Origin of the sequence: Bacillus sp. RO1 (genome assembly GCF_012524115.1) — a bacterium.
In the GTDB taxonomy this organism is placed as follows: domain Bacteria; phylum Bacillota; class Bacilli; order Bacillales; family Bacillaceae_I; genus Sutcliffiella_A.
The window spans coordinates 154,486-175,239 of record NZ_JAAZWB010000077.1 but is presented as its reverse complement, the minus strand read 5'-3'; the positions used below and the strand labels follow the sequence as shown (position 1 = coordinate 175,239).

At 45.1% G+C, this 20,754-nt stretch carries 16 protein-coding genes and 1 pseudogene; 13 read left to right on the top strand and 4 right to left on the bottom strand.

Annotated elements, in window-relative coordinates; genetic code table 11:
* The first annotated feature begins 108 nt into the window (after positions 1 to 108).
* From HC179_RS12570 to HC179_RS12515, 13 genes and pseudogenes are all read left to right on the top strand, one after another.
* Entirely contained in the window at positions 109 to 273 is a 165-nt protein-coding gene (locus tag HC179_RS12570; RefSeq protein ID WP_168864599.1) for a hypothetical protein, read from the top strand.
* A 373-nt stretch (positions 274 to 646) separates the two neighbouring features.
* Positions 647 to 991 carry a MerR family transcriptional regulator gene (locus HC179_RS12565; RefSeq protein ID WP_168864598.1) on the top strand — a complete coding sequence of 115 codons (345 nt, stop codon included), beginning with the start codon at positions 647 to 649 and terminating at the stop codon, positions 989 to 991.
* On the top strand, positions 988 to 1,437 hold the full coding sequence (locus HC179_RS12560; RefSeq protein ID WP_168864597.1) for an SRPBCC family protein: 450 nt from the start codon (positions 988 to 990) through the stop codon (positions 1,435 to 1,437). The genes HC179_RS12565 and HC179_RS12560 overlap by 4 nt, the downstream gene beginning before the upstream one ends.
* A gap of 160 nt (positions 1,438 to 1,597) precedes the next feature.
* Positions 1,598 to 2,275, top strand: coding sequence for an AlkZ-related protein (locus tag HC179_RS12555; RefSeq protein ID WP_168864596.1), 678 nt, complete (start codon positions 1,598 to 1,600; stop codon positions 2,273 to 2,275).
* An 80-nt stretch (positions 2,276 to 2,355) separates the two neighbouring features.
* A complete protein-coding gene (locus HC179_RS12550; protein ID WP_168864595.1) occupies positions 2,356 to 3,489 on the top strand; it encodes a sensor histidine kinase in 1,134 nt (377 codons plus the stop codon).
* Positions 3,490 to 4,128, top strand: coding sequence for a response regulator (locus HC179_RS12545; RefSeq protein ID WP_168864594.1), 639 nt, complete (start codon positions 3,490 to 3,492; stop codon positions 4,126 to 4,128). It abuts the gene before it with no gap.
* A 36-nt stretch (positions 4,129 to 4,164) separates the two neighbouring features.
* Positions 4,165 to 5,445 carry a DUF58 domain-containing protein gene (locus tag HC179_RS12540; RefSeq protein ID WP_168864593.1) on the top strand — a complete coding sequence of 427 codons (1,281 nt, stop codon included), beginning with the start codon at positions 4,165 to 4,167 and terminating at the stop codon, positions 5,443 to 5,445.
* A gap of 266 nt (positions 5,446 to 5,711) precedes the next feature.
* The gene (locus tag HC179_RS12535) at positions 5,712 to 6,644 is read left to right on the top strand and encodes an ABC transporter ATP-binding protein (RefSeq protein ID WP_168864592.1); all 933 of its coding nucleotides are present in this window, start codon (positions 5,712 to 5,714) and stop codon (positions 6,642 to 6,644) included.
* Positions 6,645 to 6,656: 12 nt separating this feature from the next.
* Complete coding sequence (locus HC179_RS12530) at positions 6,657 to 7,919, top strand: ABC transporter permease (RefSeq protein WP_168864591.1); 1,263 nt, start codon at positions 6,657 to 6,659, stop codon at positions 7,917 to 7,919.
* Entirely contained in the window at positions 7,920 to 9,023 is a 1,104-nt protein-coding gene (locus HC179_RS12525; protein WP_168864590.1) for an ABC transporter permease, read from the top strand.
* 51 nt (positions 9,024 to 9,074) lie between these two features.
* Positions 9,075 to 10,166, top strand: a pseudogene (locus HC179_RS21370) (cache domain-containing protein); the annotation flags it as partial.
* Entirely contained in the window at positions 10,161 to 11,108 is a 948-nt protein-coding gene (locus tag HC179_RS21365) for a methyl-accepting chemotaxis protein (protein ID WP_481747975.1), read from the top strand. The pseudogene HC179_RS21370 and the gene HC179_RS21365, both read left to right, overlap by 6 nt.
* A 691-nt stretch (positions 11,109 to 11,799) precedes the next feature.
* A complete protein-coding gene (locus tag HC179_RS12515; RefSeq protein ID WP_168864588.1) occupies positions 11,800 to 12,828 on the top strand; it encodes a muramidase family protein in 1,029 nt (342 codons plus the stop codon).
* Between the two features lie 253 nt (positions 12,829 to 13,081).
* Here HC179_RS12515 and metH read toward each other — a convergent pair whose 3' ends face one another.
* The 4 genes from metH to HC179_RS12495 are packed head-to-tail and all read right to left on the bottom strand — an operon-like array spanning position 13,082 to position 20,714.
* Positions 13,082 to 16,561, bottom strand: coding sequence for a methionine synthase (gene metH / locus HC179_RS12510; protein ID WP_168864587.1), 3,480 nt, complete (start codon positions 16,559 to 16,561; stop codon positions 13,082 to 13,084).
* Complete coding sequence (locus tag HC179_RS12505; protein WP_168864586.1) at positions 16,554 to 18,413, bottom strand: bifunctional homocysteine S-methyltransferase/methylenetetrahydrofolate reductase; 1,860 nt, start codon at positions 18,411 to 18,413, stop codon at positions 16,554 to 16,556. The genes metH and HC179_RS12505 overlap by 8 nt, the downstream gene beginning before the upstream one ends.
* Positions 18,397 to 19,599 carry a cystathionine beta-lyase gene (gene metC / locus HC179_RS12500; RefSeq protein ID WP_168864585.1) on the bottom strand — a complete coding sequence of 401 codons (1,203 nt, stop codon included), beginning with the start codon at positions 19,597 to 19,599 and terminating at the stop codon, positions 18,397 to 18,399. The genes HC179_RS12505 and metC overlap by 17 nt, the downstream gene beginning before the upstream one ends.
* The gene (locus HC179_RS12495) at positions 19,596 to 20,714 is read right to left on the bottom strand and encodes a methionine biosynthesis PLP-dependent protein (RefSeq protein ID WP_168864584.1); all 1,119 of its coding nucleotides are present in this window, start codon (positions 20,712 to 20,714) and stop codon (positions 19,596 to 19,598) included. The genes metC and HC179_RS12495 overlap by 4 nt, the downstream gene beginning before the upstream one ends.
* Positions 20,715 to 20,754: the final 40 nt, after the last annotated feature.

Below are 20,754 nucleotides of genomic sequence, written 5' to 3'. Positions count from 1 at the left end.
TAAGGATGCGGTAGTTGCTGCACTTAGGTGTTTTTTTAAAAAGTGGGTTTTTGGAAACTAGGTTTTAAGGTTTATCGGTTTTAGGTTTGAATTGGCGGGGAGGACCAAATGTCCGAAGATTTTCGAATTTTGACCGAAGATTTTTCGAAGTTGACCGAAGTTTTGGCGAAAGTGACCGAAGATTTCGTTATTTTGACCGAACGAATTTTTGGGTTGTCCAAAGGTGTTGAAAAGTTGACCGAACAGATACCCGTAATTGACCGAACCCCTTAAGAATTAAGGAAGAAATTGTCCAAACCGAGGGGAGAAATGACCGAACGCTTTTTGGATCGCATCAAAACGTGTGATCTTGGGCTATTTTCACAAAAATTACCGTGATATTAATTGCCACTTGAAATAGATACCCAAATATCCAACCCCAATTACCTAAAATCACTTTTAGTAAGATCAAAATCAATGATAAATGAGCTGAACTTTAGAATATCATTGTAAAATAGAGGAAATGACCGGAAACTTTCAAAGCTGCATCAAAACGTCTGATTCTGTCTGTACCAGCTCAAAATTGCTCTAAACACAAGCAAAACAAAATTCCTTATTGACCTTGTGGTGCACCACACAGTTTAAACTGAACGAAGGAGGGCAAATAATGTACAAAGTAAGCGAGTTTTCCGAGATGACTGGCCTCAGCAAGGAAACTCTGCGCTATTATGCGGAAGTGAAGCTCATGGAGCCCGCCTATATCGATCCGAATAATAACTACCGGTATTATGATGATGGCAGTTATTTTCTGGCCATGCTTTTAATAAAGCTTAGGAGCTTCGGGTTCACCATCCAAGAGATGATTTCGGTGATGGAGGATGAATCATTTGCCCACCTAGAGGACTTACTAATACAAAAGAAAGAAACAATCCGCATCCAAATAGAAGAGCTGCAACAAAAAACAGAAGAAATAGATGCCTTTTTGGTGTCAGGAATGGAGGAAGAACATTGATTCAGTGGGAAGAAGAACGGGTGATACCTGCCAATATCGAAAAAGTATGGGAGCTGTTCTTTGATAAAAATATCAAGAGAACCATGCCGAAAGTGGAGGAGCACACGCTGATAGAAAAAACAGAAACCGAGGTCGGCGCGAGACATCAACAGAAATACCGCGAGGGCAAACGGGTAGAAACGTATATCGTGGAGACCCTGGCTTATGAGGACAAGCCCGACAGGAAACATAAACAAATAGCGTTTGTACTTGGTAAGGCATTTGAAATTAATTTGTCTTTTACGCTGGAAAAGGTAGATGAGTCGCATACACGCTTTATTTATGCGGGACATAATAAAGGTGTTAATTTTGTAGGGCGGGCGATGTTGAAGCTTGGAAGCGAGAAGAGCAACAACAAGGTTGTGCAGGAGTACATGGACCGCGTTGAAACGGAAGCGATGAAATAGAAAGGGAGCTGACGCAAATGAAAAATGCGCAGCTCCCTGTTTTATTTTGGTGAGGTGGCGGAACAAGAAAGCTATCTTGTAATGCAAGGTATAATTGGAAAAATTTTAAAGGACTCTCTGCAGCTGATGTAGAATTTTAAAGCATAAGGAGTGAATTACAATGACATTACAAACTAGCACCATCCATACATATGAAGAAGCTGTTGCCGTGATTAAAGAAGTGGGGTTGCTTCCACTTGCGCCGTTATTTGACGATTACCCATCGCTTGGAGGCATGACGCCAAAAGAGGCATGGCATTCCGACACAGAGCAGGATCCATGGATATGGAGGACTCGATTTGCTGCAGAGGGGGTGGCGGCTTATGGGAAATTCATGAAGAAAAAAGCGCTGTTCATCTCAAAGGACTTACTTCCGCTGATGCTTGCTGCACTTGCAAGTCAAGAAACCATGAAGAAGCGTTATGAAAAAGGAGAAGTATCGCGTGAAGCTATATCCCTTTTTAGCCTCATTTCAGAGAACCAGGGAATTGATACCCGAGTTCTCCGTTCCAAAGCGGGAATGAAGGAAAAGGAAAAGAAGAAAGCATTCGATCAAGCATTACTGGAACTGCAAGGCAATCTAGATATTGTAGTATCTGGGACAAAAGAAAAGCAGAACGAAAATGGTGAGAAAAATGGTTGGAGCAGTACGTCCTATGAAACGATGAAGCATTGGTGTCAAAGACATGAGGTGGAACAGACCAGCTTGAATAAGGAAGAAGCAACAACCAAGCTGATCAACCATTTTGAAAGCTTCACATCGGAAGCGGCGATGAAAAAGCTGAAAAGAATCTTTTAGTCAAACGTTTGTTCAAAACGAGAAAGGATGCGACTCTTTGAACAGCAAGATCTTACATAAAATAAAGGCGGGAATGTTTTATGAGTAGCAGGATTAGTTTACTTTGGATAAAACTTTTTTTTGTGTGCGCAATCCTCTTCATCATGCCAATTTACTATTTATTAACAGGCACGCTGTTGGCTGCCTATCTTTTGGCTGCAGGAATGTATTTGGGGCTTTATTTTTCCATGCCAATTTGGAAAGGAAAATGGGTGGCGTATGCATTGGCAAGTGTGGCCGTGGTGATGGTGCAACACTTTATTCTGACACCGTTTGATGTGTTGCCTTGGCTGTTGGTATATTTTTTATTGCTGGATGGAATGCAATCTTCTGCTACCAAACAAGCAGTTCTCTCGACAATGGCTGTTCTCTTGCCAGTTATGTTCACCATTAGCGTTCTAGCAGTAACTGATCTATTTTACTATCATCTGTTTCTTTTCATCATGTTGATTGGGGTGGGGGCACTTATTCATCGGTACTACCGTGATAATGAGAAGTTTGATAGAGAGTGGAAAAGTTTGTTGGTGGAGTATCGAGTGCTAAAAAGGCAGGTTCTTGAAAATGAGGAGGTTGCCAGGGTGGAGGAACGGAACCGAATTGCACGGGATATTCATGATTCTGTTGGACACCAGCTGACGGCGCTGATGATGCAGCTTGCAGTGGCGGAGCAGGCAGCAGGGGAAGAGAAGGTTGCCTCCATTGTGAAGCAATCCAAGCAGTTGGCCCGGGAAAGCCTCGATGGGATGCGAAAAGCAGTGAAAGCTTTGCAGGGGGAAGAGGAACAGGGAATCGCATCTGTCATTCATTTGATCAGAAAGTTAGAAGCGGAAAGTCAAATGAGGGTACAGCTGACGACTAAGACGGGCGTGCTATCACAGCCTTTAAGTAACGACCATAATATTGCTTTGTACCGGTTTGTACAAGAGGGAATTACGAATGCGATGAGGCACGGTAGCTCAAAGGAAATATCCATAACATTGGAGATTATCGGAGAACACAGCTTTCAGGTGAAAGTGGAAAATAAAGTAGAGTTTCCAAGGCATGTGGAAGAAGGATTTGGGCTACAAAATATGCGAAAGCGCATGGAAGGTCTGAACGGTCGGATGGAGCGGGAAGTCATCGAGGGTTATTTTACAGTGAAGGGAATTTTCCCTTTGAAGGGAGTTACATATTAAGTGATTAATATATTGATAGCAGAGGACCAAGCTTTGGTTCGGCAAGGGATAAAAATGATGATTGAGCAGCATCCTTCATTTCGGGTTGTGGCCGAGGTCGCAAACGGGAAGGAAGCAGTGGAGGCATATGAGAAACATCTGGTAGACTTGGTGCTGATGGACGTAAGGATGCCTGTCATGACGGGGATTGAAGCAACAAAGGTAATCCGGCAGCGTGACCCGAAAGCGAAAGTGCTGATACTCACGACTTTTGCAGATGATGAGTATGCAATCCAGGCGTTGAAGCTTGGGGCATTAGGTTATCTTCTGAAGGATGCCGATGCGGCGAGCCTTTTGTCCTCGATTGAAAGCTGTGTGAATGGAGGGATTTCCATTGATGCTTCTGTAGCGGGAAAGGTGGTGCCTAGGTTGATTAACCGGACTTCAGAATCCTCTAGTATGGAGATGGTTGAGTTGACCAGCCGGGAGAGGTCCATCTTACAGCTTGTGGGGGACGGGAAAAATAATCAGGAGATTGCAGAAGCCTTGCATCTCTCTATTGGAACGGTAAAGAATCATGTGACGGTTATTTTACAAAAGCTTGGGCTTAGGGACCGAACGCAACTTGCGATCTTTGCGATACGGAATGGGGTTGTGTAGCCGGCAGTAATGTCTCTATGAGAAGGAGGACGATAAATGGATCCAAACCAATATGATTTGCATATGAAAACACGACTTGAACGGATAAAGCAACGAGTGAGCAGTAAAAAGTCCGGAACCTATTCAAATGACGAATGGAGTGGCTGGGTGCAACAAATAGAGAACGAAAGAGGGCTACGGATGATGAATGCCGTTCTTTTTCTCCTGTTGTCTGCATCCTTCTTTTTAGGATCTACTCCGTTAATTTTCCTTTTTTTCGCTATATTAGCTTATATGTGGGGGAACTTTTATTATCTCACCCATGTGGCCAAAAAGCTTGAGATTCACATACTGGAAGAGAAGTTGAAGCTGTTCACTGAAGATGAGGGGATGTTAAGACTTAGAATCACACACAACAGTTTGCTTCCGATATTTTTCGGAAGGCTTAGATTGGGAACGGACAAAAACATACTGTTTCAACATGGGGAAGAGCAAATACATATGAACCAGTTACATATTAACTTTCACCAGGTTGGGCGGAGTCAATGGGAGGTCGTACTTCCTTTCACGGCTGTGAAAAGAGGCGTGGCCCAGCTCCACCTGTTCGACATGGAGATTGATTCTTTCTTTGGATGGGGGAAAGTATACCTTCAGACAAGAGACAAAATGCAGTTTGAGGTCATGGTTTATCCGAGAAACGAGAAAGTAGCGGGGCTTGAAAAAATCTTTCCAAAGAAGCAAGGAGAGCAGCCGAGTAGAAGTTCCCTGTTTGAAGAGAAAAGTAGAGTGCTTGGTACAAGGGATTATGTGCCTGGTGATCCTTTCGGAAACATTCATTGGAAGGCCACGGCTAGAATGAACAGCCTGCAGTCCAAGGTGTACGATCGGACCACCCAACTGTCGTGGCTTTTTGTCATTGATATCAGTACCAGCAACTTTGAGGACAAAATGCGGGGCATTGCATTTCTCCTACACTATGCGACGAAGCACAACATTTCCTTCTCCATTCTGGTGAATATTAAGAAACTCGGGAATCCATCGTATATTGTGATGAATTCAGGGGAGGGCAAGCAACAACTGTACGCAGGAATGATGCTTTTAGCTCGGATCAAGGTAGAGAATGTAATGATTCCATCCATGACATTCGGAAAAATCCTACACCAGCATGCTTTAAGGCATCCATATGTCATTGCATGTGCCGAACAAGCGGTGATGGAGAAGTGGAATTTACCTGCTTCCACGGAGGGATTTGCTTTGGAGACTGTGGGAGATGGTGTGAAGCTGGTGAAACTGCGGAAAGGCATGAAGCACCAGGGGATTTTTATGAAGCATGCTTAAAGCTCGAAAATCTATTCGGGCTTTTTTGTCGTCTAGACTGTCTAAACGCCCGAAGCCTAGAGGAAGCAGCGTGTTTTGTCTAATAGAGGACGTCTAAACGCCCGAAGACCAAGAGAATCCACCCGTTCTGTCTAATAGAACACCTAATAATCCCCCACCACAAAAAGTGACCAAAGTCACCACGCCTCCCGCAAACTAATGACCTTCTTCAGGTTAACTTCCCTAAAGACGATAGTATAGTAGAAGTAACAAAGGGGGCCACCAACATGCTAGAAGCCATTCAACTAACAAAAACTTTCAAAAACACGCAAGCCGTTAAAGGCGTCAACTTATATTTGGAGAAAGGAGAGACAGTGGGACTGCTTGGGCCTAATGGGGCCGGCAAGTCCACCACTATCTCCATGCTCTCCTCCCTCGTCCAGCCGACAAGCGGGGACGTACTCCTCAAAGGAGAAAGTGTCAAAGAGCAACCGAAGCATCTAAGAGAAATTCTCGGTGTCGTTCCGCAAGAGATCGCGGTATTTCCGGAACTGACCGCCTATGAAAATATGAGCTTTTTCGGAAAGATTTACAAACTGCCAAAAAGCGAATTAAAGCAGAGAATAGAAGAAGTCCTGACGCTGGTCGGTCTCGAGCAACGTCAAAAAGAACCGGTGAAACAATTTTCTGGAGGGATGAAACGCCGACTTAATATTGCAGTCGCACTGCTGCACAGACCGGAAATCTTAATCATGGATGAACCGACTGTCGGAATCGATCCCCAATCAAGAAATTATATCCTGGAAACGGTGAAGAAACTAAACGAAGAAAAAGGAATTACCGTTCTCTACACAAGTCATTACATGGAGGAAGTGGAATTTCTTTGTCAGCGACTCTACATCATGGACCGCGGCGAAGTGATCGCCTCTGGGACAAAGGACGAAGTGAAGAATATACTTTCCTCTGAGCATACCATTGAGGTCGAAGTGGAAAAGGTCAATCCGTCATTTATAAATAAGCTAGAGTCCATCCCGGCCATATCATCCGTAACCACCTTGGATAAAAAAATCATCCTATTGGCTCCGAAGAAAATTAACCTTTTAGAAGATGTCTTTGATGCAGCCAAGCAAACAGACAGTCCGCTAAAAGGAATACAAATTAAAGCGCCGACCCTTGAGGATGTCTTTTTGCATCTGACAGGGCGCAAGCTACGAGATTAGGGGGGCGCCAATGTGTTAAGTGCATTTATTAAAAAAGACCTCCTTCACTTGCTGCGAGATAAAAAAGAAGTCCTGATTTTGCTTGCGATGCCGTTTGTGTTAATTACGATCCTTGGTTTTGCCTTAGGCAGCAACTCTAGTGAAGAAATCACCCTTAATGCGCAAATAGCGGTGCTGGACCAAGGGAATCTCCAAACAGATTTAGAAAAGTTCAATGAATGGATGCTGGAAGAAAACATTCCTGACCAAGCCAGAACGCAGATCCTAGAAGCGGCCGAACAGACTTCCTTACCGGAGTTGCTCGTAGATACCGTAATGAAAGAGGAGCTTCAAGATTTGTTAAAAGTAAAAGAAGAGACAGACCTTGAGGCGACTCTGAATAATGACGAATACGCTGGGGTTCTGCAATTTCCGGAAGGCCTTCGCCTTGAAACGTGGAAAGGACAATTCTTCAATCAGGAAACAACGAAAGAACTACAGCTCTACCTAAACGAAGACAAGGGACTGGAAGCTAGTGTCATCTCAGATGTGGTCGAGAATTTTACAAATCAGATGCGGCTGCAAACGGTGTTGACGCGGGAGGCACAACAAACCGACCAGGCTCCACCTGAATTTGAGGCAGTAGCCCAGGTCACAGGTGAAACTGTAACAGTGGACGGCAAGTTGCCGGTGGATTCCTTTGGTTATTTTGCAGTAGGAATGAGTACGATGTTTGCTTTATATGTCGTGTCATTCGTCGCTGGCTATGCTTATTACGAAAAAGCCACCTTTGTGTATGACCGAATCCTGCTCACCAATACAAATCCCTGGATGTACGCGTCCAGCAAGTGGTTTTCCGCTGTATTGATTTGCTTTCTTCAATTATGTGCGTTATATGGGTTGGCCGCGATTATCTACCAGGTAATCTGGTCGGATATTCTCGCTTTCCTCGCAATAACGCTATTCTTCAGCTTTGTAATTGGCTCGATGGCAGTGCTGATCACCGCCTTGAATTACCGTTTTGAAACACAACGGGTATCCACGATGTTTTCTGGATTCCTAGTCAGTGTGTTTGCTTTCTTGGGTGGAAGCTTTGTCCCTTGGAGTGAGGTGTCCGACACGATGGTTACCATTGCTTCCTTCACGCCAAACGGTGCCGCCCTACAAGGTTACTTGAAAATATTAAGTGGCGGAGAGCTGTCGCAAGTTACCAGTAATCTTTTCCGCCTTGCAGTGGTGAGTATTGCCCTCCTCCTGATAGCCATTCCTATTTTTCCGAAAAGGAGGTTGATTTAAATGAGGGCAATTCTAATCAACCATTTACAATATTTTAGAAGACAGCCATTTGCTGTTATTGGCATGATCGTTCTAACATTCGTTTTTGCGCTAGCACTCGGACAGGTGAATCAAGCGGAACCGGTTGAGCTCCCGGTATTTTCAATCACCCTTTCTGAGACGGAACAAGCAGAACTGATTCAGGCTCTGAATTCTAAAGCTGAGAATACCATCTTTGTTCCAGAAAAAGAATCTGCCGTGAAGGATAAACTCGAAAAAGGTACCATCGACATGGGGCTGGAATTGGAGCGGGGTAGCTACAAACTTTACCTTAGTGCCACCACTCCCAACACCACCTTAATAGAGGCTCATGTTGCCAACGTGTTGCAGTCAGAGAGGACACTTTCCGACGCAGCCGAAAGACTCAACGCGTCAAAGGATGAATTGAGGGGAAAAGTAGATGAAAGTAGCGGTATGTTTGCTGTTTCCGAAAAATCATTCAAAGAGAGTGAATTCATTTATGATTCTTCTCTGCAGGCTTTGTTCGGATTTTCGCTTTTCTTTGTCATCTTCACTGTTACCTATACGGTGAGTACTATTTTGGAGCAAAAGAGAAACGGGATGTGGAACCGTTTGGTCTTGTCTCCATTGACAAAAGTACAGCTGTATCTGGGGCATGTAAGCTTTAGCTTTTTACTTGGATACGCGCAACTGGCATTAGTTTTCTCCTTTTTTCACTTCGTATTGGGAGTTGACCTAAGAGGTGGATATCCAATGATTCTTCTCGTGATTATTCCATTTCTGTTTGCAATCGTGTCACTTGGTATATTGATTAGTGCGGTTGCCACCAACCCAAGGCAACTGGATGCGGTCATTCCGTTGATATCAGTGAGTATGGCCATGGTCGGCGGCGCCTACTGGCCACTGGAAATCGTTCAGTCTGAGGTTTTGCTAACCTTGTCCAAACTAATTCCGATGACTTACGGGATGGAGATGCTAAAAGGTGCAACAATCTTGGATTGGTCTTTATCTCAATTTTTGCTGCCTGCTTCCGTTTTATTTTGCATGGGTGTCCTCTTTATGGGAATTGGATTGAACCTGATGGAGCGGAAAGCTACGGTGTGAATTTTTCAAAAAATACTGACTTCTCCTTTGTTTCTTAACATTTAACATTGTATGTCGATAAAATATTTATCTGTTAAAAACAAAGGAGTCATCTATATGTTTACATCATTAAGAGGGAAACTGGTTTTTTCATTTTTGTTACTGATATTTTTAATCATTGCCAGTGTAGGTGCTATTACATATAGTCAAGCAAAGGAAAAAATAGAGCATGACGTCGTTGCCGACGCGGAAGCTGCCATGATGGACCTTGAAAAGACTATTCATATTTACCTAGATAACTATTCTAAAATACTTAGTTCCTATGGGAGCACTTCACTAGTGGATGACTTTCTCGTAGATGGATCTCCAGCAAATGAGGCGACAATGTTAGCTGGGTTCAGTAAAGTATTAGGGAATTACCCTGACATGCAGGTGCTTTACTTGGCAACCAAGGAAAAAGGATTTTATTCGTCTCCTGACATGGAACTCCCATCAGACTTCGATCCGACTTCGCGCACATGGTATGTGCAGGCCATGCAAAGTCCTGGTGAAGTGATCTATACCGATGTCTATACAGATTCAAGTACAGGTGAACCAGTCATTACCTTAGCAAAAGCGGTAACGGGAGATGGAGTTGTGCAAGGAGTCCTTGCAACAGACATTAATATAACTGCTTTGGAAGAGTTAGTTGCACAGAAAGAACTAGGATATGGCGGATATAGCATCCTTTTGGACAATTATGGTGTGGCATTGGTGCATCCTACCTTGAATGGAGAGAACCTATTGGATCAGGACCTGCCGTTTGTAGAAAACATGTACAAAGAGGAAGCAGAAGGTGTCCAAAGGTATACATATGACGGGGAAAAAAGGGTGTTAGCATTTAACACCATTAATGAAACTGGCTGGAAAATAGCCGGGGTATTCTTAGAAAAAAACATGCTTCAATTAGCAAACGGTATGTTAAGAACAATCGTTATTGTAGGCTTGATTGCTTTGGTGGTGGCCAGTATTTCCACTGTTCTATTAGCGCGCTATATTACTAGGCCGATATTGAGGTTGAATTCAGAAGTCACAAAAGTAGCTGAAGGGGATTTAACCGGAGATATTGATGTGCATTCTAAAGACGAAATCGGTGTATTGGCAGCATCTTTTAAAACAATGCTGGTGAACATGCGCGAAATGATTGGAACAGTGGCGGATTCCTCTCAAAAAGTGAAGGCGTCTGTGGAAGACATGAGTGCCGTAACAGAAGAAGTTTCCGCAACAAGCGAAGAGATGAACCGCGCAATTGAGGAACTTTCAAAAGGTGCGGTCCAGCAGGCAACCGATTTAGAGGGAACGAGCTCCCGTACACAGAATCTGGCGGATAATATTGAGGATGTGTTATCCAAGCAAGATGATCTTCGGGTGCTGTCTGGGCAGATTATTTCTGCAAATGAAACGGGGCTTGGGAAGCTGGGTGTGTTGCAGGGCCACACAAATGAATCAACCGAAATTGTGATGAGCCTAAATGGGTTGATGACACAGTTCACGGAGAAAATTAATAATATTGAAGAAATCACACATACCATCAACGAAATTTCAAATCAAACAAATCTGTTGGCGTTAAATGCAAGTATTGAAGCGGCGCGTGCAGGTGAACATGGCCGTGGATTTGCGGTGGTGGCAACGGAAGTAAGAAAGCTTGCCGAACAAACAGCAGACTCTACCCAGCACATTAAAGAGACCATTTCCAGCATTCAAGAAGAGTCCAAGGTGATTTTGGAAGAAATGGAGAGAACGAACAAAATCTCAAGCGAACAAAGCCTAGCTGTAACGGAAACCGGCGAGTCATTCGGAGAAATCGCGACCAATATCCGCTCCATTATTGGATTCATAGAGAACATTATGACCAACATGAATGCCATGAATGAATCGAAGGAAGAAGTGCTCGCATCTGTTCAAAGCATCTCTGCCATTGCCGAGCAGTCTGCTGCAGGTACTGAAGAAATTGCGGCATCCACTGACGAGCAAGTAAAGGCAATCAGCAGTATTGCTTATTCAGCCGAGGAGCTGCTTGCGATGAGTGAGAATTTGAGTGAGCTGATAAAGAAGTTTAAGTTGTAGGATTTTTTGTGGGGACCCCGGCCGGGTGAGAGAGTGGATGGCCGGGGTTTTTTGCATAGGGTTTCGGATTTCTATGAAGGGAGCTTGCCGGTCGGTTGTTTCTTGATATATTGCTAGATTTCTTGATATATCTTGAAATTTATTGATATATAGGTGAGTTTTCTTGATATAATTCATTTTTTCTTGATATATTCTTCAATTTATTGATATCTACTTGGTTATGCCGGTATTTTAAGATTCCAAGTAGCTACTCAGGCCACTTGGCTCCCAAAACACCCAAACTTTCCCCAACCCGCATTCGATTCTCCTGTGGTGCATTGAACTTCTGCCATTAAGCAGCCGCTTTATTGCTTCAATGGATATATCCCCGTATACAATGGATAAAAAAATTTTACAATGGATATATTCAATTTACGGTTGATATATTTTTTTTACAGTGGATAAATGCTCCGTTAGAATGGATATCCCGGCAAATTCATCTCCGTGACAAAAGCCGCAATCGAAAACCGCGCAAACTTAAGTTGTTTGAGTAAATTTACTCAACAAAAACCCACTAAAATACAATAATCATTACTATTTTCCTTACTTTTCACCCAACCCTAACAATCAGTGACTACTTTACGAAATATCTCTGTGATTTCGACAAAATACTTCTAACGTAAGAATATATTGGTAGAAAACGAGGGGGATTATGGTGGAAAGTCAGAATATTAGGTCTCGTAAAGAGAGAATTGAGACGCAAAAGAGGATCAACAAGGGGAAAAGAGATAAAAAAATTGTTAGTTATGTCCTAGCGGGAACCCTTGCAGTTAGTGCGTTTATCACAGTGAATGCTAGAGGTGAAGTGCTGGCGAATGAAGCGGTACACCAAGTAAAACCTGGAGATACGTTATTTTCACTAGCTCAAAAGTATGGGATCTCTGTCAAGGAATTAAAAGAGTTGAATGGTCTAAAGTCTGACCTCATAAAAGTGGGCCAAATCATACAACTGAGTGAACCTAGTACTAAAGAAGTGGAAGGAAACAAGAAATCAACCCATGAAGTATCTTCAGGAGATACATTATTTTCAATAGCGAAGAAATATGGTCTTTCCGTCACGGAACTTAAACAAGTAAATAACCTGAAAACGGACTTGATCAAAGTGGGACAGGTGCTGAAGGTTGGAACTAAAGCCACTTCTTATAAAGTAATCGCTGGCGATACGCTCATCTCTATTAGTAAAAAATTCAATGTAACGGTTGGTTCCATCCAAAAGGAGAATAACCTCACAACAGATGCAATTCGCATAGGGCAACAGTTAATCATCCCTTCTTCTAATCATGATGTGGTGGAAGTGACCCAGGAAAAAGTGAAAAAGGCATTTTATACAGTAGCACCAGGGGAAACTTTATGGGGCATCGCCAAAAAGTTCAATATGTCCGCGCATAAAATAAAGAAAGATAACCACATGTCATCGGATGTTGTGCTGATTGGTCAGGAATTGAAAATCCAGACGGACGGCATGATCAAAGCAAATGCTGTCATTACTGGAGTGGTAGATCGCAATTCATTGGAGTTCCTGATAGAAGGGGAAAAGGAGCCGGTTGTTATAAGGGTTGCCTACGGGACGGCACCAAATTATGATATTATCTCAGGAGCTGAGCTGACTATCATTTACAAAAAGGGAATCAGTCCTGTTTTAGTGGACCTTGTGTTTGCTAATGAGGAGTTTGGTTATTAGTATTTGGGAGGGGGACATCACTTAATCAATCGTTTGTTTAATTAGAGGTTGAACACTCACCTTAACAAATCACTACAACCATCAAACGTTTGTTTAAATCCCCAATCCGTTGGTATATCTAACTAAAAAGCAACTAATCAAACGTTTGTTTAAACCAAACCTCACGAATAATTTCAGCACATACCCATCTTAATCAAACGTTCGTTCAATTAAAAAACCCCCGCGACTATACCAAACGCGGGGGGGGCTTTCTCTACATCACATTAAAATACCTAGCCTCCGGATGCGCAAACACAATCGCAGAAACCGATGCTTCCGGCTCCATCATGCAGCCGTCCGTCAGCTCCACACCGATATCCTCGGGCTGAATCAGCTTGAACAGCTTCTGCTGGTCATCCAAATTCGGACAAGCTGGATACCCAAACGAGAAGCGCTGACCTTGATACTTAGCGGCGAAACGTTCCTTCATCGTAAAATTGACAGAATCCGGGAATCCCCAACGGTCGCGCATTTGCTGATGAACCAGTTCGGCCAAGCCTTCTGCGGTCTCAAGCGCCAAAGCCTGCAGGGCATGGCTTTCCAAGAACCGGCCTTCCTTTTTATAAGCAGCACCTAATTCACGAATTCCTCTGCCGGCAGTTACCGCAAATAATCCTACATAATCCATGATGCCACTGTCACGAGGCTTCACATAATCGGCCAAGCAAAGATGAGGTGCTTTTGCCTGTCTTGGAAAATCGAACTGCTCCATCACTCTACTCGTGTCCTCCGGGTCATAGATAAACAGGGTATCGCCCTCAGATTGTGCAGGGAAGTATTGATACACGGCAGCTGGGGTAATGAGTTTATTCAGCTTAACTTCCGACAGCAGCTGATCTACCACACCCTTCACTTGCAAGGTGCGCTCGTCTTTTTCCTCCAACAATCTCTCAATCTTTCCTTTTACCCCAAGATGGTGGCCAATCAACATTTGCATATTGATGTACGGCTCCACATGGGAGACGGAAATGTTCCGAAGTAGATGGCGTTTTGTATCACTTGGCGTAAACACACGAACATCCCGTGAGACATTAGAGCGCACTTTAACGGCTGTCGCTACACTACTGCTGTCCACAGCGGCTCTTGACACGCTCTCTGCAGCTGCCTCCGCCTCACGCAACCTCTTATGTTTCTCCACCTGCTCATGAACCAACACTTTAAACTCTTCAGGTGAACGCAACTGGTTGGCAAGAGACAAGCCGTTCATTGCATCCTTGGCGTACAACACAAGCCCTTCATATTCTTTGGAAATCTTGTTATCTGTGAATTTACGAGATAACGCAGCCCCACCTACTAAAATAGGGACAGAAATGTCAGATTGCTTCATATCCTGCGCCGTCAACACCATCTGTTGTGCGGATTTTACGAGCAGTCCGGATAAGCCGACAATATCTGGTTTTTCTTTTTTAATAGCCTGAATCAAGTCGGTGGAGGTCACTTTGATTCCAAGATCGACCACATCATATCCGTTGTTGCTTAAGATGATGTCAACTAGATTTTTCCCAATGTCATGTACATCTCCTTTAACGGTTGCGAGCAATACCTTCCCCTTAGAAGAGGAGGTATCGCTTGCTTCCATATGCGGCTCCAAAAAAGCGACGGAGGCTTTCATGACCTCGGCACTTTGCAGCACTTCCGCAACAATCAGCTGGTTATCATTGAACAAGCGGCCGACTTCCTTCATCCCGTTCATCAATGGACCGTTGATGATTTCCAGTGGAGTAGGGTAAGCGGACAACGCAAGCTCAAGATCAGGAAGGAGCCCTTCTTTGGTCCCTTCCACCACATAGTAGGCCAGGCGCTCATCAAGCGGCAAATCGGGAATATTGGACTTCGCTTCTTTCTTTTTGCCACGGTAAAACTCCGTGAACACCGCCAACGACTCATCGGTTGTTTTAAACAGTAATTTTTCCGCCATCTCTACCTCTTCATCTGGGATGGAGGCAAAACGCTCCAGCTTCTCTGTGTTCACAATCGCATAGTCCAGGCCTGCCTGTGTGCAGTGATAGAGATACACAGCATTTAGCACTTCACGGCCTACAGGTGGGAGCCCGAAAGAAACATTGCTAACGCCGAGTATCGTCAAACAGGAAGGGAAATGTTCTTTTATTAAACGAATTCCCTCTACAGTCGCATTGGCAGAACCGATATATTGCTCGTCACCGGTACCGACAGGGAAAACAAGCGGATCGAATATAATGTCGGTTGGGGAAACCTTGTACTTGTTTACCAAAAGGTCATAGGACCTCTGTGCAATCTCAAGCTTGCGTTCAGCGCTAACGCCCATTCCTTCTTCGTCAATGGTACCGACGACAAGGGCGGCCCCGTATTTATGAACCAACGGAATAATCGCTTCAAAGCGCTCTTCACCGTCCTCTAGGTTAATGGAGTTGATGATCGCTTTTCCTTGTGAGTATTTCAACGCTGCCTCGATGACCTTTTCGTCGGTGGAGTCGATGACAAGCGGAACCTTCACTTTTTTTACGACCTCTTGCACGAAAGCTTTCATGTCTTCCAGCTCATCGCGGTCTGGGTCGGCAAGGCAGATGTCGATAACGTGGGCGCCACCTTTAACTTGGGCACGGGCAACTTCTGCTGCCTCTTCAAATTTTTTCTCTGCAATCAGTCTCTTAAATTTTCGAGAGCCGATGACATTGGTGCGCTCCCCGACCATGATTGGGCGAAGGGAAGGGTCGTCATAAATGAATGACTCAATCCCGGAAACGCTATGGTGGGCTGCAACAGAAGCAGAAGCACGTGGCTTATAACCCTTCATCACATCCGCAATCGCGCGAATATGGTCCGGGGTCGTCCCGCAGCAGCCTCCGACGATGTTCAGCCAGCCTTGTTCGGCAAAGCCTGCAAGCTTAGTGGCAAGGGACTGAGGTGTTTCGTGGTAGTGACCTTCTTCATCCGGGAGGCCTGCATTTGGGTAGCAGCTGACCGCACTTTTTGAGAGGTTAGAAAGCGTCCGGATATGGTCCTGCATGAATTCCGGGCCTGTCGCGCAGTTCAATCCGACTGCAAGTGGCTTCATGTGCTCCACAGAAACATAGAAGGCATCGATTGCCTGACCTGCAAGGGTGGTTCCCATCGGTTCGATGGTTCCGGAGATGATGACAGGAACCGTGATGCCGGTCTTTTCAAAAGCACGCTGAATTCCAAGGAAGGCGCATTTCACGTTCAATAAATCTTGGCTCGTCTCTACTAAAAGACAATCAGAGCCGCCATCTAATAACCCGCGGGCCTGTTCCTCATAGGAATCTGTCAGGGCATCAAAAGTCGTTCCGCCCGTCACGCTCAGTGTTTTCGTAGTAGGACCGATGGACCCTGCCACAAAGCGTGGCCACTCCGGTGTGGACACTTGAGAGGTCGCACGCTTGGCAATTTCCGCTCCAAGCCTATTAATCTCATAAGCCTTAAAGCCAAGCTCATACTCATCAAGCACAAGATCTGTTCCGCCGAACGTATTTGTCTCCACGATATCGGCACCGGCGTTCAAATATTCCACATGGATGCGCTCGATTACATGGGGTGCGGTAATGTTTAGGTTCTCGTTACAGCCGTCAAACTCTTCGCCGCCAAAATCGTCTGGCGTAAGGTTTGCCTGCTGCAGCATCGTTCCCATTGCGCCGTCCATGATCAGTATTTTCTTTTGTAGCTGCTGTTCAAGTAATGTGATAGGTTTAGACATTTTGAACCCTCCTGGATGAATGGAACGGACCGTATTTTTTTGCATGATTGGCAAGCTCTACTGTCAGTTCATAACGCATGAACGGGGTGATCAGGTAGATGCCATTGAATAGTTCAAGTGCGGCATCAAGTAGCCCCTTCGCAATGTTCAACCCCTCAATACTTGCCTGCTGTGGATCATTTTGGTGACGATTCATCGCCTCAAGAACATGCGGTGTCAGCTTGATCCCCGGCACCTCATGGTGAAGGAAGTTAGCGTTTCTACTGCTTGTGAGAGGCATAATCCCAATATAAATAGGGGCATCAATATGTTTAGTAGCTTGATAGACTTCGAGTAATTTTTCTTCTGAAAAGACTGGCTGACTGATGAAATAATCTGCACCAGCGTCTATTTTTTTCTCCAGTCGTTCGATGGCCTTATCAATAACGCGAACATTGGGGTTGAAGGCAGCGCCGACTGAGAAACTGGTGCGCTCGCCAAGTTCTTTACCGGTAAGGGAGACACCTTGGTTAAACTGTTTGATCATATTGATGAGACCAAACGATGTGACATCATAGACAGAGGAGGCACCTGGAAAATCACCAACCTTCGTTGGATCGCCAGTGACTGCCAACACGTCATGGATGCCGAGTTGATGGAGTCCCATCAAGTGTGATTGCAAACCGATAAGATTGCGGTCGCGACAGGTAATATGGATTAGCGGACGCAAGCCAATATCTGATTTCACAATGGATCCTAGTGCGGTGTTGCAGACTCTTGGGGAAGCAAGGGAATTGTCTGCAAGGGTCAATGCATCAATGCCTGCGTCCTTCAAGGCTTGCGCACCAGCCATGAATTTATCTGTGTTCAATTTGCGTGGAGGATCGAGTTCCACGATGACGGACCGTTCTTTTTTGGCTTTTTCAAAAAGCGGTGTTGGCACTTCCTTCTTTTTTGAAGGGATGATAATGGTTCTTTCTTTCCGTTTTACTTGTTTTTCTTTAACAGGGGCCACGTCCTGTAGTGCTTGGGAAAAGGCTTGTATATGAGCCGGCGTCGTTCCGCAGCAGCCACCTAATAATCTTACGCCCTGATCTCGAAAGGCTAATGCAGTTTCTTTAAAATATTCCGCGTCGCTGTCATACTCTAGTTTTCCGTCCACATAGGAGGGAAGACTTGCATTGGGGTAAGCGGAAAGGTAGGCAGTCTTTGGAATCTCTACCTCTTCCAGTGTGGAAATCATATGATATGGGCCAAGGCGGCAGTTTAACCCGACGATGTCTGCGCCAAGTGACTCCAAGCGGTTCAAGGCATCCGTGATATGCACGCGGTTCTGCAAGTATCCAACTTCTTGGAGAGACACTTGTGCAATGATGGGCAGATCTGTTTCTTTTCTAGCAATCTGCAGGACCGTTTCTAATTCCTCCAGGTCATAGAAGGTTTCTAGTAAAATACCATCCACCCCTTCAAGCAGCAAGCAATAAAGCTGCTCACGGAAGGTGCGTTTGATTTCTTCAAGCGGAATGGCTTCCGGCTTGATGGCGCGGATACCCCCGATTGTACCAACCACATGAGCATCAGGGTGATTCGCCACAGCTTTTTTCGCTAGCCTCACCGCCGCACTGTTTATTTCCTTCACCTGATCCTGCAAGCCATAGCGCTCAAGCTTGTGGTAGTTCGCCGCATACGTATTAGTCTGGATAAGGTTGGCACCGGCATTCAAATAAGCCTGGTGAATATTATAAATTTGGTTTGGGTGCGACAAGTTCAATTCCTCAAAGCAACAATCAGAGCCGTAGGAATAGAGGAGGGTCCCCATCGCACCGTCTGCAATTAAAATTTTGTCTTGCGCTAAACTATCTAAGATTCCCATGAATGACCCTCCGTTGCTCTTGGTTTTCACTTGCTCCTGTACTGCTATGCTGAAATGCCTGTTCAAAGTCTTCTATTAAATCCTCCGCACTTTCAAGTCCTACAGACAGGCGGAGTAGGGAGTCGGAGATGCCGCGTTTTAATCTTTCCGCTTCCGGCATCGCTGCATGGGACATTTTCGCCGGGAAGGAAAGAATCGATTCTACGGCTCCTAAGCTTACAGCAAATACCGGAATTTCGACCTTGCCGACAAACTTCCTTAAATCCTCCTCGCTGTGCAGTTCAAAAGAAAGAACAGCTCCAGGTCCCTGCGCCTGTCTGTGTTGAAGGGTGAAGCCAGGGTGTGTCGTCAATCCTGGAAAATAAACCTTTTTAACGGCAGGGTGTTTTTCTAGGTAACTTGCAATCTTGTAAGCTGATTTTTGTGACTGCTCCAGCCGTACATGTAACGTTTTTAGCCCTCTTAGTACCAGCCATGCATCCTGGACACCAAGCACTGCGCCGAAAGAATTTTGCAAAAAGGCTAAACGGTCGGCAAGCACAGGATCCTTCGCAACGGCAAGGCCTGCCACGACATCACTATGTCCGGACAGAAATTTCGTTGCACTATGCAGGACGAGATCTGCGCCAAGCTCCAGCGGCTTTTGCAAGGCTGGCGTCAAGAAGGTGTTGTCGACGAATGTCCAAGCACCGACTGATTTAGCGAGGGTAGACACAGCCGTGATGTCTGTTACTTTTAACAATGGGTTGGATGGTGTTTCTACGTAAAACAGTTTCGTGTTGGCTTGGATGGCTGCTTTCACTTTTTCCAAATTGGTCATATCTACAAAAGTGTGCTCCACGCCGTAGCGGGTAAGAACCTCTGAAACCATTCGGTAGGTTCCCCCGTAAACGTCTTCTGAGATTAGGACATGATCTCCTTGTGAAAGAAGGAGGAAAGCAGTAGAGATAGCAGCCATGCCGGATGAAAAAGCAAAGCCTCTCGTTCCTTCCTCTAGGTGGGCAATTGTTTCTTCGAGTGCTTCCCGGGTCGGATTGGCGGAGCGTCCATAATCATATTTGCCAAAGGAATCGATATCAGGCTGATGAAAAGTGGAGGCATGTTGTATGGGCACGCTCACCGCTCCGTTACTTTTATCAAACTTATGGCGGTTGTGTAACAGCTTCGTTTGAAAAGAATGGCTCATGATAGGACCTCCTTTTGAATGGAAGCAGCTTTCAGCGCCGCCTCTAAGTCTTGAATCAAGTCTTCTGCGTCTTCAATGCCGACCGAAAAGCGTAACAATCTGTTGCATACGCCGGTTTCCATGCGAATCTTTTCTGGAATGTCCGCATGCGTTTGGGTGGCAGGATAAGTAATGAAGCTTTCCACGCCGCCAAGACTTTCGGCAAAAGTGATAAGGTTCAAGTTTTGAAGTAAGGGATTGACCCATGCTTCGTCTTGGATGCGAAAAGAGAGCATGCCGCCTCTACCTGGATACAGTACGTCCGTGATGGAGTCATGCTGATTCAAGTATTCCGCGATTCGTTTTGCATTCTTTTCATGCCTATCCATGCGAAGCGACAAGGTTTTCATGCCGCGGATCAACAGCCACGAGTCGAACGGACTGAGTACCGCACCTGCCGCGTTATGGTGAAGCGACAGTGATTCACAAAGCTCCGGGCCTTTGGCGACGATTAGCCCTGCAAGCACATCATTATGGCCGCCAAGATATTTGGTAGCACTATGAATGACAATGTCCGCGCCTAATTTTATGGGGTTTAATAGAACTGGAGTGTAGAACGTATTGTCACAGATCAAAAGGAGTCCATGTGCCTTTGCGAGCTCAGAGACCGCTTCTATGTCTGTTTCTACCATTAGGGGATTGGTTGGAGTCTCCACAAAAATAGCCTTCGTCTGTGAAGTAATGGCTTTTTCAATTTCTGAAAGATCGGTCGTGTCCACATAGCTACAACACAGTCCCCATTTTTTATAGCCTTCTTCAAAAAGACGGTACGTGCCGCCGTACAGGTCTTTACATACGATCAGGTGGTCACCAGATTTAAAGAGGGATAGAATGGTCATAATTGCAGCCATGCCGGAGCTACAGGCAAACCCTTGGTCTCCGCCCTCTAAATCTGCAATTGCCTTTTCCAACACATGTCGCGTAGGATTGCCGGTTCTTGTATAGTCATAGCCCGTCGATTGTCCGATGCCTTCATGGCGATAGGCGGTGGAAAAATAAACAGGTGGATTCACGGTTCCAGTGGCAGTTTCCGAACGATTTCCAATTTGCGCAAGCTTCGTTTCCGTTTTATACATGAAAAGGCCTCCTATATGGTAAGTGACAATCAATTCTTCC